The following is a 17,213-nucleotide window of genomic DNA, read 5'->3' on the forward strand; positions in this document are numbered from 1 at the left end:
CGTAGCCGGCGAAGTCGACGCCGCGTTCGGGGTCGAACTTGTCGACGGCTTTGATCAGGCCGACGGTGGCGGTCTGGACGAGGTCGTCGGTGGGCTCGCCGCGGCCGGAGTAGCGGTGCGCGAGGTGGCGGGCCAGCGGCAGCCAGGCCTCGATCGCCCGGTCCCGCAGCATCGCGCGGGAGGGGTGACCGGAAGGCATCGCGGCCATCGCGTTGAGCAGATCGGCGGCGCTGTCCGCCGGCGCCTCGCTGATCCGGGTCGGTGCGTGAGTCGCGGTCGACTGGGTAACAGTCATGTCGTGGTCCTCCCTGGCCCCTGTCCGGAGAGCCGGCCCGGCGGTCAGCCGGGCCCGATCGGGTCGGGGATGTCGCTGTATCGGGTCGACGGTGGTCGATGAGACCCCCGTTGTCCAGGCACGCTTGGCCCGTTCGGTTACAACGACCTTAGCCGAGAGGTCGATCGCTGACTAGCCGAAAGTATGAGTCACTTTTAGTAGCTGCACGGTCACTGTCGATAATGTACGCAGCGTACGGGCTTGATCACTCAATGGCGACGGCGGGCCACCAGCAGCGCTCCCGCACCCGCCAGCACCACCCCGGCGGCGACCGCGGCGACCGGCCACCAGGGCACGCCCTCATCCTCCGCGAGCGCCACGGGCACCACGGCGGGGCTCGCCGAAGCGAGCGCGGCGGGGCTCGGCGCGACGGGCTCCGGAGGCCGCGTCTGCTCCGCCGGATCCCGGACGCTGAAGGCGTACGAGCCCTGGACCGGGTGACCGTCGCGGGACACCACCCGATAGGCGACCGTGTACCCGCCGTTCGGCAGGGCGTCGGTGAACGCCACCGAGCCCACCTTTCCGTCGGCTTCCGGCGTACCCGTGGCGATCTTCTGCTTGTCCGGCCCGGTGACGACGATGGTGAGGAAGCGGTCGTCGAGCTCCTGCAGGAACCGCAGCTCGACACCCTTAGGAGCATTCTTGAGCACGGCGTTCTTCGCAGGAACGGCCTCGACCATGGCGTTGTGCGCCTCCGCGGGGCCTGCGGCCGAGACGGCGACGACGGCAGCGACCACAGCGGCCGTCAGGAATCGGAGGATTCTCACGACTGTCCTTTCTGGATGGCTCAATGCAGCACCTGGTCGCCCACCCAGCCGCCCGGGGCACATCCGGGCGGCACCGCGAAGACCGCCGAGCCGATCGGGGTGATCCACTCGTTCAGCAGGTCCCGCTCGGCGAGCCGGCGCTGGATGGGTACGAACTGCCGCTCGACGTCCGCCTGGAACGACACGAAGATCAGCCCGCTGTCCGCCCGCCCGTCCGCCCCCGGCGCGCCGTCGTAGTTGTACGGCCGCCGCAGGATCCGCAGCGCCTCGTCGGACACGTGGGCCCGGGTGACGTGCGCGAAGTCCGGCATCACGGGCAGCCCGGTGGCGTCCACCGCGGCGAAGTCGGGCTCGTCCCGCTCGCGTATGCCAGTCAGCGGCGCACCGGTGTCCAGCCGGCGGCCGACCGCGAGCTCCTTGTCACGCCGGCCCAGCTGATCCCAGCGCTCCATCTCGGCGCGGATCCGCCGGACGACCATCGTGCTGCTGCCGTCCGGGCGCCACACCGCCGCGGCGAACGACGGCGTGCCGATCTCGGGGTTGCGCGTACCGTCCAGCTGGCCGAGCAGGTTGCGCTGGGTCTGCGTGTCGTCCTGGATACCCCGGCCGCGACGGAAACCCTGCTGCACCCACCGGACCGCGGCGAACGGCCGCGCATCCTTGACGAGTACGCGCTGAGCATGCGCGACGGTCACCGGGTCGTCGGCGCAGATCTGCAGCAGCAGGTCCCCGCCCGTCCAGCGGGGCAGCAGGCGGTCGATCGGGAAGCCCGGCAGCTCGCGTACGGGCGCCGCCACCCCCGCCGCCCGGTAGAGCCCCGGCCCGAACCCGAACGTGACGGTCAGCCGCGCGGGCAGCAGGGACAGCTCCGCCTCGGTGTCGGCCAGCGGGGGCTCGCCCCGGGTCAGCCGGGCGGCGTCGTCGCTGAGCAGGCGCAGGAGCCGGCCGAGCGCCGCCCGGTCCGTGCCCTGGTGCAGACCGAACGAGACGAACGCGGCGTGTGCCTGCGCGTGCGTCTCGACCCCTGCCTGGCGCGGGCCGTGGAACGGTTCTGTGGTCGTACCGTCGGAGGGTTGCGCGGCCATGCTCGGGCTCGCGCCGTCCTGCATGGCCGCTGCGGTCGCGAACGCGCCGGCCGCAGCGGCGGCCACGCCCGCCGAGAGCGCGGCCCGGCGGCGCAGCCTCACCGGGGCGCCATGCTCGGGGCGTAGCTCTCCGCGGCGCCGGTGAAGGGCTTCGCAACCGCGCGGAAGTCCATGGTCCTGCCGTCGGCGAAGGCCAGCGTGAAGGTCACCTCGTCGCCGGCCCGGACCGGCCGGGACAGGTTCATCAGCATGAGGTGGTCACCGCCGGGTTCCAGCACGTGGCTCGTGCCGGCCTTGACCAGGAGCCCGCCCTGCTTGGGCCGCATCACCATGGCGCCGTCCTGCATCGCCATCTCGTGCAGCTCCATGGCGGACACCGGTGAGCTCGCGGCGACCACGGTGACGTCGGCCGGGCCGTCGTTGACCAGCGTGCCGAAGGCGGCGGTCATGCCCTTGTCGGCGGCCTTCACCCACGGGTCCCGGACGGAGAAGCCACCCCCGCTCGCCGACGGCTGCGGCGCGCCCGCTGCCTCGGTGGCCGATCCGCAGCCGGCCGAACCGAACGCCACCACGGCCGCCGCCGCCAATGCCAGAACCCTCGCTGCCCGCATCACATCTCCGTCCGCGTTCCAGTGTCGGAAGCGTTGGTCGGATGCGGGCGGGCGCTGGTTCCTCGCGACCCGCGCGAGATCAGCGGGACACCCGGGGCGTCACTCGTCCTCGTCCCGCGCCTTCTTCTTCTCCTCTTTCTTCTCCTCGCGTTCGAGGGCGAGGTCGAGCGCCAGCACCGCGGCGATGATCAGCAGGGCGTCCTCGCCGGCGGAGACCTGGACGGCGTACGTGTCGCGGATGGTCAGCCACCGCTTGGAGACCGCGGCCACGTCCCGGCCGCCGCGCTCGATCACGTACTCGTGGTCGAGCAGGTCGCCCTTCATCGTGAGGTCGTCGGGGCCGGGCACGTCGATCGTGAACCGGTCCCGGAACGGCGTGAAAAGCTTCTTGCGGACCTCGGCGGCCTTCTCACCGCCGATGCGGATCTCGTACGTCGGCCGCAACGCCACCAGGTGCCGGTGGACGCTGGCGACCTCGACGCCGGCCGGGTCCTCGATCACCACCCGGTCCCGGGCGCTGAACACCTTGCCGTCCACATGGAACAGCTTGGTGCCGTGCTCGTCCAGCACGTCGAAGTCGTCGCCGAACGCGAAGAACCGCTCCCTGATCACAAACATGCGCCCGATTCTGCGCGCAGTGGCCGCCCGCCGCACATCCGATCGGCGGGCGGCCCGCTCCGTCAGGGCTTGAGCACGACCTTGATGCAGCCGTCCTCCTTCTTCTTGAAGATGTCGTACCCGTGCGGCGCCTCCTCGAGCGGCAGCCGGTGGGTGACCAGGTCGTCGACGCCCAGCGGGTCGTCGTCGCCGGTGAGCAGCGGCAGGATGTCGTCGACCCAGTGCTTCACGTGGGCCTGGCCCATGCGCATCGTGATGCCCTTGTCGAACAGGTCGAACATCGGCATCGGGTCGGCCTGGCCGCCGTAAACGCCGATGATCGACACCGTGCCGGCCCGGCGGACCGCGGCGAACGCCGTGCGCAGCGCGGCCATCCGGTCCACACCGGCCTTGTCGATCGCCTTGCGGGCCATCGCGTCGGGCAGGAGGCCCGCCGCCTTCTGCGCGAACTCCTGGAACGGCGTGCCGTGCGCCTCCATGCCGACCGCCTCGACGACGCTGTCCGCGCCGCGGCCGTGGGTCAGCTCGTACACGGCGGCCGGGATGTCGTCGATCTCGTCGAAGTTCAGTGCCTCGACGCCGTTGCGGCGGGCCATCTCGAGGCGTTCCGGCACGTTGTCGGTGGCGATGACGCGCTCGGCGCCGAGGTGGCGGGCGATCCGGGCGGTCATCTGCCCGATCGGGCCGAGGCCGGTCACGAAGACCGTGCCGCCGGGAGCGATGTCGGCCCACTTCGCGGCCTGCCACGAGGTGGTCAGCACGTCGGAGAGGAACAGGTAGCGCTCGTCCGGGTGCTGCTCCGGGACCTTGATCGGGCCGAAGTGCGCCTGGGGCACCCGCAGGTACTCGGCCTGGCCGCCGGGGACCTGGCCGTACAGCTTGGTGTAGCCGAACAGGGACGCGCCCTTGCCGTGCTCCTTGACCTGCGTCGTCTCGCACTGGGCGTAGTAGCCGCGGCTGCAGAAGAAGCAGTAGCCGCAGGAGATGTTGAACGGGATCACCACCCGGTCGCCGGGGCGGATGTGGGTGACCTCGGGACCCACCTCCTCCACGATGCCCATCGGCTCGTGGCCGAGGATGTCACCCTTCTCCAGGTACATGCCGAGCACGTCGTACAGGTGCAGGTCGGAGCCGCAGATCGCGGTGGAGGTGACCTTGATGATCGCGTCCGTGGGCTCCTGGATCTTCGGGTCGGGAACGGTCTCGACGGACACCTTCTCGGTGCCCTGCCAGGTCAGTGCGCGCATGCGGTCCTCCGCGTCTCGGCTGTCGTCGTCACCTCTCGTGGTGCCCGGTGACACCGCGGATATGCCTGGATTAACCACCCGTCGACCGGGCACCCGGAACGAAGACAACGAGGAGGACGAAACCATGACGACTCCCACCGAGCGTCCGTTCGCGGTGGTCACCGGCGCGTCCAGCGGCATCGGGTACGAGCTGGCCCGGCAGTTCGCCGACCACGGGTACGACCTGCTGCTGGCGGCGGAGGACACGGACATCGAGCAGGCCGCCGTGGACCTGCGCCGGGACGGGCAGAACCAGGTCACGGCCGTGCGCGCCGACCTGGCCACGTACGACGGCGTCGAGAAGCTGTACGCCGAGATCCGAGCGGCGGGCCGGCCGGTCGACGCGATCGCGCTGAACGCCGGCCGGGGCATGGGCGGCGACTTCACCCGCGAGACCGACCTGGCGCAGGAGATCAACATCATCGACGTGAACGTGACGTCGACGGTGCACCTGGCCAAGCGGGTGCTGCCGGACATGGTGGCGCGCGGCGAGGGCCGGGTGCTGTTCACCTCGTCGATCGCGTCGATGATGCCGGGCACGTACCAGGCGGTCTACAACGCGTCGAAGTCGTTCGTGCAGTCGCTGGCCGAGGCGCTGCGCGAGGAGCTGAAGGACACCGGCGTCACCGTCACCTCGCTCATGCCCGGCCCGACCGACACCAACTTCTTCCACCGCGCCGAGATGGACGACACCCGGGTCGGCGCGAGCAAGAAGGACGACCCGGCGCAGGTGGCGGAGCAGGCGTACAAGGCCCTGATGAAGGGCGAGGAGAAGGTGGTGGCCGGCTCGGTCATGACGAAGGTCCAGGCGGCCGCGTCGAAGGTCATGCCGGACAGCGCGAAGGCCAAGATGCACCGCAAGATGGCGGAACCGGGCTCAGCGGACTGAGCCCGGCCCCTCAGCTCACAGTTGGGTCCCGCCGGACACCTCGATGCGCTGGCCGGTGATCCAGCCGGTCCGGCCCGTGAGCAGCGCGGCGATGGCGCCACCGACGTCCTCGGGACGTCCCATCCGGCCCATCGCCGCCTGCGCGGCCAGGTGCGCGCGTACGTTCTCGTCGTCGCGCAGGATGCCGCCGGCGAAGTCCGTACCGATCGGGCCGGGCGCCACCACGTTCGCCGTGATGCCGCGCGGGCCGACCTCCCGGGCGAGGTAGCGGGTGAAGACCTCGACCGCGCCCTTCGCCGCCGCGTAGGCGGCCCAGGGGCCGTCCGCGCCGAAGCGGGTCAGGCCGGTGGAGAAGTTGACGATCCGGCCGCCGTCGGCGATCAGCGGCAGCAGCTTCTGGGTGAGGAAGAAGACGCCGCGAAGGTGTACGCCGAGCAGCTCGTCGAAGGCGGCCACGGTGGTGTCGGCGATCGGGGCGCCGAGCCCCACGCCGGCGTTGTTCAGCAGGTGGTCGAAGGTGTCGCGGTTCCAAGTCGTCCGCAGCGTCTCGCGGACCTCGGCCGCGAAGGCGTCGAAGGTGCCGACCTCGCGGGTGTCGAGGCGCAGGGCCACCGCGGTCCGGCCGGCCTGCTTGACGGCGTCGGCCACGTCCGCCGCCTCGGCGGCGCCGCTCCGGTAGGTGATGATCGAGTCGATGCCGGCCTCCGCCAGCGCGAGGGCCGAGGCGCGGCCGAGGCCGCGGTTGCCGCCGGTGATCAGGGCGATTTCGGGCATGGAAGGTCCTTTCAAGGACATGACAGGGGTACGCGGAAAGCGTCAGAGACGCTGATCGCCGAGCACGGACAGCAGCTGGAGCTTCTCGTGGCTCTCGGTGCCCGGTACGGCGGTGAAGACCAGCAACACCTGTGACTGGTCGGGGTCGATCAGGGTCTGGCAGTGCACCTCGATGACGCCGAGCTCGGGGTGCGCGATGCGCTTGAGCTCGGTGTGGGTGGCGCTGATGTCGTGCTCCGCCCACACGGCGCGGAACTCGGGGCTGACCTCGTGCAGGGCATCCACGATGGCGGCGGCCCGGGAACCGTTGCCCTCACGCGCGTACGCGACCCGCAGCTGAGCCGTGAAGATCCGCCCGTGCGCCGGGTGGTCCTCCTCGGGATAGATCGCCCGCGCGAGCGGATCGGTGTACCAGCGGTACACCATGCTCCGGGCCATCCCGGTCCAGCGGGAGTCGTCGCCCATCAGCGCGATCGCCGGCCGGGTCTGCCGCAACGTCTCGCCGAGGTGGCTCAGCACCTGCGCCGGCGTGTCCTCCAGCCGGTCCAGGATGCGCATGATCCCGGGATTGATGTGGTCGGAGCGAAGCACCCGCCGCGGCGCCGCGTGCCCGGCGAGCCGGAACAGGTGGTCCCGCTCGTCGAGGGAGAGGTGCAGGCCCCGCGCGATGGCGGCGAGCATCTGCTCGGAGGGAGTCGGGCCGCGCTGCTGCTCGATGCGGCTGTAGTAGTCGGCCGACATGCCGCACAGGGCCGCGACCTCCTCGCGGCGCAGCCCGCCCGTGCGCCGGCGCGGCCCCCGGGGCAGTCCCACGTCCTCGGGCTGCAGCGCTTCCCGGCGCGTACGCAGGAAGTCGGCGAGCTGGGCGCGGTCCACGGGTCCCATCCTCCCTCAGCCCCGGGCCGGTACGCGGCTCGTGAGCTCCTCCGACACACGCCAGAGCCGCTCGGCGTCCTCGGTGCTGCGGGCGGACGGATAGATCCGCTGCTCGGCGGGCGCGCCGGTGAAGTGGCCGAGCCCGCCCGGCCCGTAGAAGCGGCCGCCCTCGGCTTCGGGGCTGGTGGCGGCGTACAGGGCGGAGCGCAGGCCGTGGTCCGCTTTCTGGACCGGATAGCCCAGGCCGGAGAGCCGCTTGAACAGCGCGGCGAGCGGCTTCGGCAGAGTGGACTGCAGGTTCGTCGAAGCCAGCCCCGGATGGGCGACGTTGCTGGTCAGGCCCCACGTGCCGGCCCGGCTGCGCCGGTCGAGCTCCAGCGCGAACAGCATCCCGGCCAGCTTCGACTGGTTGTACGCGCGCCAGGCGCCGTACCCGTTCCCGCTCTGCAGGTCGTCCCAGGCGATGCGGCCGGAGCGGGCGCCGAAGCTGGTGTGGGTGGTGACCCGAGCCCTTCCAGCGCGCAGCAGCGGCAGCAACCGCGTGGTGAGCAGGAAGTGACCGAGGTAGTTGGTCGCGAACTGCAGCTCGAGGCCGTCGGGGCTGGTGTGCCGGGTGGGCAGCGCCATCACCGCGGCGTTGTTGATCAGGATGTGGATGGGACGGCCCTCGCCGAGGAGCGTGTCGGCCAGCGCGCCGGCGGACCGCAACGAGGCGAGGTCGAGGGTACGGGTGGAGACCGTCGCCCGGGGAGCGGCGGCGCGGATGCGGTCGAGGGCGGCGCGGCCCTTGGCGGCGTTGCGGACCGGGAGGACCACCTCGGCGCCGGCGGCCGCCAGGCGGGTCGCCAGCCCCAGGCCCATGCCGTCGCTGCCGCCGGTGACCACGGCCAGCCGGCCGGTCAGATCCGGTACGGAGATGTCTGTCATGCCCTGAAGCCTGGCCCGCGCCGCCGCCCGGATGAAGGTCGCATCGATCCACGGACAACCAGTCCCTGGATACGCCGGGGCGCCGGCCTCGAGAGTGAGCGGCCGGCGCCTCGGAACGGGGGACGTGCGGTGCTGGGGACGGTAGAGACAGTCTCATCGATGCATTAGTTAACAAGCAAGTAATCCTGGTTCCGGAACCGTTGACGGGGCACATAGCCGTCATGGAGTACCGCAGCCTCGGACGTACCGGAATGCACGTCAGCCCGCTCTGCCTCGGCGCCATGATGTTCGGCGCCTGGGGCGAGCCGGACCACGACACGTCGATCGGCATCATCCACCGGGCCCTGGACGCCGGCATCACCTTCATCGACACCGCCGACGTCTACTCGCAGGGCGAGAGCGAGATCATCGTCGGCAAGGCGCTGGCGAACGGCCGCCGCGACGACGTCATCCTCGCCACCAAGTTCCACGGCCAGATGGGCGTACCGGCGGACGCCCCCGCCGGCACCAAGGGCGACCCCAACAGCCAGGGCAACTCCCGCCGCTGGATCATCCGCGAGGTCGAGAACAGCCTGCGCCGGCTCGGCACCGACTGGATCGACCTCTACCAGGTGCACCGCCCGTCGCCCGACACGGACCTCGAGGAGACCCTCTCCGCCCTGACCGACCTGCAGCGCCAGGGCAAGATCCGCGCGTTCGGCTCGTCGACGTTCCCGGCCCACGAGATCGTCGAGGCCCAGTGGGTGGCACAGCGCCGCGGCCTCGGACGCTTCGTCACGGAACAGCCGCCGTACTCGATGCTGGTCCGCGGCATCGAAGCCGACCTCCTGCCGGTCGCGCAGCAGTACGGCATGGGCGTCATCCCCTGGAGCCCGCTCGCGGGCGGCTGGCTGAGCGGCAAGTACCGCAAGGGCCGGGAAACCCCGGGCTCGACGCGAGCGAACCGCCTCCCGCAGCGCTACGACCTCTCCCTGCCGGAGAACCAGCGCAAACTGGACGCGGCCGACAAGCTCGGCCAGTTGGCCGACGAGGCAGGTATCCCGCTGGTGCACCTGGCGATCGCCTTCGTCCTGCACCACCCGGCCGTGACCGCGCCGATCATCGGGCCGCGCACGATGGAGCACCTCGAGTCCCAGATCGGCGCGCTGGACGTGACGCTGAGCACGGACGTGCTGGACCGCATCGATGAGATCGTCGCGCCGGGCACCACCTTCAGCCGCGCGGACTCGGGCTACGTCCCGCCTGCGTTGACCGACCCCTTCGCCCGCCGCCGGCGTACGGCCTGAGCAGACGATATCCGGGGTACTTGCCACAGGACCGCGACTTGACACTTGATGGCAAATCGGGGTTCTGTGGCAACATTGCCATATGGAGAAGCTGCTGACGCGCGAATTGCTGCCCACGGCCTTCGCCCGCTTCCGCGATCTCCTGGAGGACGACAGCCTCGACGTCAGGGTGGACGGGCGGTACGGCGACGGCGACCGCGATGCGGTCTGGGAGGTGCGGACCGCCCGGCTCACTGTTGAGATCACCGTGCGGGGGTTCTCGCGCTTCACGCCCCGGCACGTCGATCAGCTCATCGGTGAACTCTCCCGGCTGCGCAGTCAGTCGATTCTGGTGGTGGCGCCCTGGCTCAGCCCTCGCTCGCGCCAGCTCCTCGCCGAACAGAGGATCAACCACCTGGATCTGACCGGCAACGGGCAGATCCGAGTCCCGGGCCTTCCGATCCTCGTCCACACCGAGGGCGCCACCAGTGACCCCTTCCCGTCCGAGAGTCCCCGGCGCGGCCTGCAGGGGCGCTCGGTCAACGGCTTGGTGCGCGCCCTCGTGGACCACGCCCCGCCGTATCGGATCACCGATCTTGCACGCGTCGCCGGGGTGAGCCCGGCGTACGCCTCGCGGACGGTGGAGGCACTGGGCAGCGAACGCCTGCTGCGCCGCGGCGCCAACCGCATGATCGAAGAAGTCGACTGGTCGCGCCTGCTGCGGGAGCGGGCCCGGCACTACTCGCTGATCAAGTCGAATCGGGGTAGCGGTTACGTGGCCCGGGCCGGCCTCGACAGGGTCGTCCGCGACCTCGGGTCGGAAGCCGTACGCGCCGACAGTCAGATGCTCGTGACCGGCTCGTACGCGGTGCGCGAGATCGTGACGGTCGCTGCACCGGCCCAGTTGGCCCTCTATGTCCCTGACCCGGTGACGTTTGCCGAAGAGCACCAACTGCTCCCTGCCGACCGGGGCGCGAACGTCCTGCTGCTGCGGGCGGCGCACCCATCGCAGCTGACGCGTGCCCGCGTCGTCCGAGGTGCTCTTCACGCCGGCCTGTCCCAGGTGGCGCTGGATTGCCTCAGCGGAAACGGGCGCCTCCCGGAGGAAGGGGAGGCGCTGATCGAATGGATGGAAGAACACACTGGACAGTGGCGGAGTGACTACCTGACAGGCGACTAGTCTGTCCTTTGTGTTCGACTCTCAGTACGACCCGCTGTACGTTGCGGCCCGCCGTGTCCTGCTTGACGCCTGCGATGCACTGGACGCCCACCGCGAGGCGCTGGTCCTGGTGGGCGCGCAGGCCGTCTATCTCCGCGCCGGCGATGCGGATCTCGAGGGTGTCGCCCCGTTCACGACGGATGCGGACCTCAGTATCGATCCCATGCTCCTCGCCGCCGACCCGGCCATCGTGCGGGCGATGACCGACGCCGGATTCGCTCTGAAGGTCAAGGCCGGCGGCAACGGGGTCGAGCCGGGGGCCGGGCTACGGCGTACCGAGGTGCGCGGCGCGCAGACTCTCATCGAGGTCGACCTCATGGTCGCGGAGAGCATCGCGCCCGGATCCGGGCGCGATGCCAAGCTGCCCGATCACGGGAAGAACGCCTCGCGTATCGCGGCTGGTCTCGAGGCCAGCTTGCTGGACAACGACAGGATGACGATCACCAGCTTGGAGCCCGGCAGGGACCCTCGCGCGGCGACGCTCCGCGTGGCGGGCGCGCCGGCTCTCCTGGTCGCGAAGGCGCACAAGATCGGAGAACGCGTCGCCGCAGGCAGGGGGAGCCGCATCAAGCCGAAGGACGCAGGCGACGTCTTCCGGCTCATGCGTGGTCGTCTCTCGCCGCAGATGGTCGGGATGCGGCTTGCCGAGCTGAAGTGCCAGCCGATCTGTTCCGCCGGCGTTGAAGCCGCGATGAGGTACTTCGACGAGTTGTTCGGGGCCCCTCGTGCGCGCGGTGTCGAACTGGCCGTCGACAACCTTGCCAGCGCGGCACCCGAGGACGAGGTTCGCGCTGTGATGCCGGCCTATGTCAGGGCGATGCTCGCCGCGTACCGCGGGGCCGGTACTGAAGTGTGATTTGACAGTCTTTGGGGCTGAAGCGAAGGGTATGCAGGGCATCGGCGTCCCGCCCGGAGGTCCCCTTGGTCGCACTGTCCCGTCGGCAGCTCCTCATGCTGGCCGGTATCAGCGGCGTGAGCAGCGCATTCGCCGGCTCCTCGGCCGCGGTCGGTGCGCCGCGGGCGGCGGGGCCGGTGGCCGCTGTTTACCGTGAGGCACTGCACCTGCACACGCGGTGGGTGGAGGAGCAGTGGGACGACGCGAGCGGGGCGTACCGGGGCGGTGAGTTCCGGTTCATTTCCGTGCTCGGTAACGCTGTTCTGCTCGGCATGGACGACTACGACGCCGGGCTCGCGGGGGTCGATGCGGCGACGCTCAGGGCGCGGACGGTGGCGACGATCAAGCGGTTCGCCGCCACCAACCGGCTCGCCGGGGGCAACGAGTGGGGGCGGCTGCTGTTCTGGGACTCCACGTTCGAGCTGTACTTCGTGCTCGCCGCCCGGCTGATGTGGGCCGACCTCGACGCCGCCACCCGGGCGAACGTGCAGCGCATCGCCGAGGGGCAGGCCGCGTACGCGTACGAGCTGAACACCCAGGACGACCCGTTGAGCGCCGGCTTCACGCCGAACGGGACCGCCGGCGGGTGGAAGGGCGACAGCAAGCTGACGGCGATGGGGGCGTACGCGCAGGCGCTCGTGCCCGGGACGGCCTGGACCACCGACCCGGAGTCGGCCGAGTCCTGGCGGGAGCGGTTCCTCTTCTGGGCGAGCAATGCCAGCGCCCTGCCCGTCGCCGACCGGGCGAATCCGGCCGTGGTGGACGGGGACCGGATCGACCAGCGGACCACCGCGCACAACATCCACGACTCGTTCATCGTGGAGAGTGGCGGCTCGGTGAGCCCGGACCATCAGGCCGAGCTGTGGCGTACGGCGGGCCGCGGAGCGATCCACTTCCTCGTGGCCGGGCAGCCGGTGCCGGAGATCCTGACCCGCCAGCCCAGCGGCGAGCAGCTGTGGCGGACCCTGCGCCTGCTGGCGAGCGACGCCGGTGAGCCGGTCATGCCGATGGCCACCGACCGCTACCACCTCTACGGGCGCGATGTGCTCCCGCTGGCCTTCCTGGCGCAGGTGGCCGGGGACCGGGACGCGGCCCGCGCCGAGGCCGACCTTGCCGAGCGGCTGGTGCCGTACGTGCGGCACGAGCCCGAGTTCCGGCTCGTGAAGTTCGGTGCGGAGGAGAGCGAGGAGCCGGTGGCCCGCGCGGAGGTCGCCGTCGCCTATCTGTTCCACCGCCTCCGCAAGACGCCCGTGGCACCGGTGTCGAAGCAGGAGTTCTTCCGTTCCGCCGCGGGCACCCGGGACTTCGGACGGGACGTCGGCCTCACGGTCCACCAGTCGCCGGCGGCGTTCGCGGCGGCGGTCACGAAGGCCGAGTTCGCCCGCTTCCTGTGGCAGCCTGGCCACGACAACTGGCTGGTCGACGCGCGGGTGCCGGCGTTCCTGCCCGCGGGCGCGCATCCCACCGAGCGCTGGACGAGGGCGTACACCAAGAACCGTGACGGGGTCGACGCGACCGCGACCGTCCTCGCGGTCAGCGGCGGGTACGCCGGCTTCACCACGCTGCCCACGGGCACGGTGGTGTACGCCAGCACGGGCCTCCCGGGGGAAGGCAACCTCGCGCTGTTCACGATCGCGATGCCGGGCGTGCCGGGTCTCACCGGCCGCCGGACGTTCACCTTCGACGGCGGCCGCGCCGAGCTCGACGACGAGTTCACCGGGAGCATCGCGTTCAGCCCGCGCAAGGCCCGCTACGTGCGGATGCTCGGGCGGGAACCGGCCACGAAGTTCGGCTATTCGATCTACACGTTCGAGGTCCTTGACGTGCGGGGCGCCGACCTGGCCCAGGGCGCCATGCCCACCGCGTCGTCGGAGGACGTCTGGTATCCGGCCCGCCACACCACCGACGGCAACCCGCTGACCCGCTGGACGGTGGCCGCCGAGGAACGCGGCCGGGCGGACAGCTGGCTCGCCGTGGACCTCGGCCTGGCGGTGCGGGTCGCCGGCGTGCGGATCCACTGGGAGGCCGCGTACGCCAAGAGGTTCGTCATCCAGACCTCGATCGACGGCCTGACCTGGACCGATGCGGCGGCCGTCCCGGAGACCCGCGCCGCGCGGCGGTGGGTCGGCATCGACGGGCGCGCCGGCGTCGTCACCCACGGCGGCAAGGGAAAGATCACCGTGACGGCGGCCGGCATCAGCGCGCCGGCGCCCCTGATCGAGGGGTACGCCGGCAGCCGCCGTGACCTGGCAGCGGCCGCGACCCGGGCCCTGCCCGCCGCCGAGGGTCTGTCCGTCAGCGACGCCGACGGCTACCTCAGCCTCTTCAACCTCGCGCCCGACCCGGTGCGCGATGTGACCGTCCGCCTCCCCTCGCGGTCCCGGCTCTACCGGGGGATGCAGGTGGCGACCGGCAAGGGCTTGGAGTGGGAGGTCAGCCTCAAGGGCAGCACCGCCCGCGTCGAGCCGCCCCGCTTCACTGTCGAGGGTGCGGCGCCGGCCGGCACCCGCTTCGAGGTGCACGACTCGCACCACGTGACGGTGACGGCCCCGCGGGACCACCGCGTACGGATCACGCTGCGGTGCGGTTCCTGGTCGGCGGGCGTACGCCTGGCCTCCGGGAGGTCGCGCCGGTTCACCGTGCCGGGCGGGCCGGTGACGCCGACCGCCGACCTGGCCCGCGGCCGCACCACCTTCCCGACCTCGCCGCTGCCCGAGGGCATGACCTCGCCGGGCCGGGCGGTCGACGGCGATCCGGCCACGTCGTGGCGGCCCGGTCCGGCCGGCCGCATGGTCGTCGACCTCGGCACGGTCACCCGGGTGCGTCGCGTCGACCTGACATGGGGTACGGGCCACCGCCGTCCGCACCGGATCGAGGCCTCCCAGGACGGGCTGACGTACGGGGCCCTGGGCGCCCGGGCCCGTTACGTGGCGGTCGTCGTCGACGGGTGGCGGCCGGGCGACGCCGAGCTCGTGGAGCTCGCTCTCACCTGACCGGCTTTCGCGTTTTCGCCCCTCGGCCCCCGTACGGGAGTGATGATCGTCCCGGACGAGAGGTGGTGCCGGGATGGCGGGCAGGACCAACGGCGCCGTCGAGGTGACGGTGCAGCGCAACCCCGTGACCGGGTGGCTGGCGGACCGTGGCATGACGGTGAAGACCGTGCTGCCGGCGACCGCGATGGCGCTCGTGGCGATCATCGTCGGGACGCTGGCGCTGAGCCGGATGAACGAGATCAACGAGGACATCGGCGACCTCAAGGCCAAGCACGTCGACAGCCTCCAGCAGGTCGCAGAGCTGCGCGGCGGCATCGGCGACATGTTCCGCGGCATGCTCATCTGGCAGATCAGCCCGCCCGGCCCGGACAAACAGCAGGGCAAGCAGGACGTCCGCGACGCCGACACCAAGATCGACGGTGCGTTGGCCGCGTACGGGAAGATCGCCGCCGACTCACCCGTCCGGCGCAAGAACCTCGACGCCTTCACCGACGCCATGGGCCGCTACCGCACGCTGCGCGACACGATCGTCTTCCAGACGCCGCCGCCGGCGGGCTTCACGCTGCCTCCGCCGGCCCAGATCGGCGCGGCGTTCCAGTCCGTCGAGGACGAGATGAACGGTGCCGTGGCCGCGCTGCAGAAGGCGGAGGACACGGAGGCGGACGCCATCACGGCCGAGTCGGGTGAGGAGTTCCGCAACGCCCGGCGGTACGTGATCGTGGCGCTGATCGCCGGCATCCTGCTGGCCGCCGCGATCGGGATGCTGGTGGCGCGGCTGATCCGCCAGCAGCTGGCCTCGGTCGCCCACGCACTCGGCGCGGTAGCCGACGGCGACCTGACCGTGCCCGCGGAAGTGCGCTCGCGCGACGAGCTCGGACGGATGGCGGTGGCCGTGAACCGGGCCCGCGACGGCCTGCGCGGCACGGTCGCGCAGCTCACGGGCGGCGCCCAGGAGCTCGGCGCCAGCGCCCAGCAGCTCACCGGCGTCACCGGCCGGATCGGGGAGAGCGCCCGCGAGGCCGCCGCCCAGGCCGGGCTGGTGGCCGGGGCCGCCGGCGACGTCTCCGCCTCGGTGCAGACCGTGGCGGCCGGCAGCGACGAGATGGGCGCGTCCATCCGGGAGATCGCCCAGAACGCCAACGACGCCGCGCAGGTCGCCGCCGGTGCGGTCGGGGTCGCGCAGAACACCAACGAGACGGTCGCCAAGCTGGGCGCCTCCTCGGCCGAGATCGGCGACGTGGTCAAGGTGATCACGGCGATCGCGGAGCAGACGAACCTGCTCGCGCTCAACGCCACGATCGAGGCGGCCCGCGCCGGCGAGGCGGGCAAGGGCTTCGCCGTCGTCGCGTCCGAGGTCAAGGACCTGGCGCAGGAGACGGCGAAGGCCACCGAGGACATCTCCCGCCGGGTGGAGACCATCCAGGCGGACACGTCGAGCGCGGTCGCGGCGATCGGCGAGATCTCCCAGATCATCCAGCGGATCAACGACTACCAGGTCACGATCGCCTCCGCGGTCGAGGAGCAGACCGCCACGACCGGCGAGATGAGCCGCAGCATCACCGAGGCCGCGGGCGGCAGCTCGACGATCGCGGCGAACATCAACGGCGTCGCCCGCTCCGCCGAGGCGACGACCAGCACGCTTGCCGAGGCCGATGCGGCGGTCGCGCAGCTCAACCGGGTGGCGGACGAGCTGCGTACGGTCGCCGAGCGCTTCCGCGTGTAGTCATCGGCTGAGCAGGCGGTACAGGGTCAGCCACTGCTCAGGCCACACCTGGCCGACGGGTACGCCGGGCGCGAGCCGGACAGCACGGAACGCCGCGGCGGTGCGACGTACGCCGTAGCGGCCGGTCAAGGTGGCCTGAAGGGAACCGCCCAGCCCGGTAAAGCCGAGGTCCACGAAGCGCTGCCAGTCCGCGAGGTCCGGCATCAGCGGCACCGGGCGGCGGCGCACCCGCAGGACGCCGCCGTCGACGCGGGGGACCGGGCGGAACGCCGTACGCGGCAGCCGTCCGGCCAGCTCCCACGCGTGGTGCGGCCAGGTGCGGATCGTCAGCCGGCTCCAGCGTCCGTAGTCGCCGGTCCGCTTGCGGGCGTACTCGAGCTGCGTCACGAGGGTCGCGGTGGTGAGGGCCGGTGCGTCCAGGCACCACTCGACGACCGCCGAGGTGAGCGCGTACGGGATGTTGCCGACCACCGCGAACGGCTCCGCCGGGGGTACGGCCCGCAGGAAGTCCCCGGCCCGTACGGTCACCCCCGGCCGGTCGGGCAGCGCGGCGGCCAGCTCCGGGTCCACCTCGTACGCGACGAGCCGCCGGGTACGCCGGGCCAGCTCGGCGGTGAGGTGGCCGCGACCGGCGCCCACCTCGTACACGAGATCGCCGGGTCCGATGTCCGTGGCCGCGACGACCTGCCGCAGCGAGCGGGGATCGGTGAGGAAGTTCTGTCCGTACGCCCGCCGGGCGCGGGCGTGTTCCTGTCGATGTGGCGCCATGACCTGGGTCCTGTCTGCCGCCGGGTGCGGCGGCGAACGCGGACAGGCGTCAGCGAGGCCCGTCCGTGGGAAAAGGACACGAAGGGGCCCTGGCGGCGCTCAGCTCAGGGGCAGGCTCAGCGGCGGCGCAGGGCGCGACGCCGGTGACGCAGGCGGGACGAGTGCAGGGGCCCGCGCGCGACA

The 17,213-nt window shown here is 71.6% G+C and carries 16 protein-coding genes; 6 read left to right on the top strand and 10 right to left on the bottom strand.

Going from position 1 to position 17,213, the window contains the following annotated elements; translation table 11 throughout:
* The 6 genes from IT780_RS29430 to IT780_RS29455 form a co-directional block, all read right to left on the bottom strand.
* Positions 1-295 (bottom strand): sigma factor (locus IT780_RS29430; RefSeq protein ID WP_267910173.1); only part of this gene is annotated, 295 nt, incomplete at its 3' end.
* Positions 296-543: 248 nt separating this feature from the next.
* The gene (locus IT780_RS29435; RefSeq protein ID WP_199515063.1) at positions 544-1,101 is read right to left on the bottom strand and encodes a copper resistance CopC family protein; all 558 of its coding nucleotides are present in this window, start codon (positions 1,099-1,101) and stop codon (positions 544-546) included.
* A 20-nt stretch (positions 1,102-1,121) separates the two neighbouring features.
* Positions 1,122-2,282, bottom strand: coding sequence for a Dyp-type peroxidase (locus IT780_RS29440; RefSeq protein ID WP_233413743.1), 1,161 nt, complete (start codon positions 2,280-2,282; stop codon positions 1,122-1,124).
* Positions 2,283-2,284: 2 nt separating this feature from the next.
* On the bottom strand, positions 2,285-2,797 hold the full coding sequence (locus IT780_RS29445; protein ID WP_199515064.1) for a copper chaperone PCu(A)C: 513 nt from the start codon (positions 2,795-2,797) through the stop codon (positions 2,285-2,287).
* A 99-nt stretch (positions 2,798-2,896) separates the two neighbouring features.
* Entirely contained in the window at positions 2,897-3,415 is a 519-nt protein-coding gene (locus tag IT780_RS29450; protein WP_199515065.1) for an LURP-one-related/scramblase family protein, read from the bottom strand.
* A gap of 62 nt (positions 3,416-3,477) precedes the next feature.
* Positions 3,478-4,662, bottom strand: a complete 1,185-nt coding sequence (locus IT780_RS29455; protein ID WP_199515066.1) for a zinc-dependent alcohol dehydrogenase — start codon at positions 4,660-4,662, stop codon at positions 3,478-3,480.
* A 124-nt stretch (positions 4,663-4,786) separates the two neighbouring features.
* On the opposite strand from IT780_RS29455, the gene IT780_RS29460 reads away from it, so the two are divergent.
* A complete protein-coding gene (locus IT780_RS29460) occupies positions 4,787-5,590 on the top strand; it encodes an SDR family NAD(P)-dependent oxidoreductase (protein ID WP_199515067.1) in 804 nt (267 codons plus the stop codon).
* 15 nt (positions 5,591-5,605) lie between these two features.
* Here the strand turns inward: IT780_RS29460 and IT780_RS29465 are convergent, their stop codons facing one another.
* Genes IT780_RS29465 through IT780_RS29475 form a run of 3 tightly spaced genes read right to left on the bottom strand, consistent with a single transcriptional unit; the run spans position 5,606 to position 8,167 of the window.
* Positions 5,606-6,364 carry an SDR family NAD(P)-dependent oxidoreductase gene (locus IT780_RS29465; RefSeq protein WP_199515068.1) on the bottom strand — a complete coding sequence of 253 codons (759 nt, stop codon included), beginning with the start codon at positions 6,362-6,364 and terminating at the stop codon, positions 5,606-5,608.
* 42 nt (positions 6,365-6,406) lie between these two features.
* Positions 6,407-7,240 carry a helix-turn-helix transcriptional regulator gene (locus IT780_RS29470; RefSeq protein ID WP_199515069.1) on the bottom strand — a complete coding sequence of 278 codons (834 nt, stop codon included), beginning with the start codon at positions 7,238-7,240 and terminating at the stop codon, positions 6,407-6,409.
* 15 nt (positions 7,241-7,255) lie between these two features.
* A complete protein-coding gene (locus tag IT780_RS29475; RefSeq protein WP_199515070.1) occupies positions 7,256-8,167 on the bottom strand; it encodes an SDR family oxidoreductase in 912 nt (303 codons plus the stop codon).
* Positions 8,168-8,388: 221 nt separating this feature from the next.
* On the opposite strand from IT780_RS29475, the gene IT780_RS29480 reads away from it, so the two are divergent.
* From IT780_RS29480 to IT780_RS29500, 5 genes are all read left to right on the top strand, one after another.
* Positions 8,389-9,453: an aldo/keto reductase gene (locus IT780_RS29480; protein WP_199515071.1), complete on the top strand. Its 1,065-nt coding sequence runs from the start codon at positions 8,389-8,391 to the stop codon at positions 9,451-9,453.
* 82 nt (positions 9,454-9,535) lie between these two features.
* Positions 9,536-10,612, top strand: a complete 1,077-nt coding sequence (locus IT780_RS29485) for a hypothetical protein (RefSeq protein WP_199515072.1) — start codon at positions 9,536-9,538, stop codon at positions 10,610-10,612.
* A gap of 10 nt (positions 10,613-10,622) precedes the next feature.
* Positions 10,623-11,507: a hypothetical protein gene (locus IT780_RS29490; RefSeq protein ID WP_199515073.1), complete on the top strand. Its 885-nt coding sequence runs from the start codon at positions 10,623-10,625 to the stop codon at positions 11,505-11,507.
* A gap of 65 nt (positions 11,508-11,572) precedes the next feature.
* On the top strand, positions 11,573-14,539 hold the full coding sequence (locus IT780_RS29495) for a discoidin domain-containing protein (protein ID WP_199515074.1): 2,967 nt from the start codon (positions 11,573-11,575) through the stop codon (positions 14,537-14,539).
* Positions 14,540-14,612: 73 nt separating this feature from the next.
* Positions 14,613-16,262: a HAMP domain-containing methyl-accepting chemotaxis protein gene (locus IT780_RS29500; protein ID WP_199515075.1), complete on the top strand. Its 1,650-nt coding sequence runs from the start codon at positions 14,613-14,615 to the stop codon at positions 16,260-16,262.
* On the opposite strand, the gene erm is transcribed toward IT780_RS29500, so the two are convergent.
* Positions 16,263-17,030: an ErmE/ErmH/ErmO/ErmR family 23S rRNA (adenine(2058)-N(6))-methyltransferase gene (erm, locus tag IT780_RS29505; protein ID WP_199515076.1), complete on the bottom strand. Its 768-nt coding sequence runs from the start codon at positions 17,028-17,030 to the stop codon at positions 16,263-16,265.
* Positions 17,031-17,213: the final 183 nt, after the last annotated feature.

It is taken from the genome of Nucisporomicrobium flavum (assembly GCF_016464385.1).
In the GTDB taxonomy this organism is placed as follows: domain Bacteria; phylum Actinomycetota; class Actinomycetes; order Mycobacteriales; family Micromonosporaceae; genus Actinoplanes; species Actinoplanes flavus_A.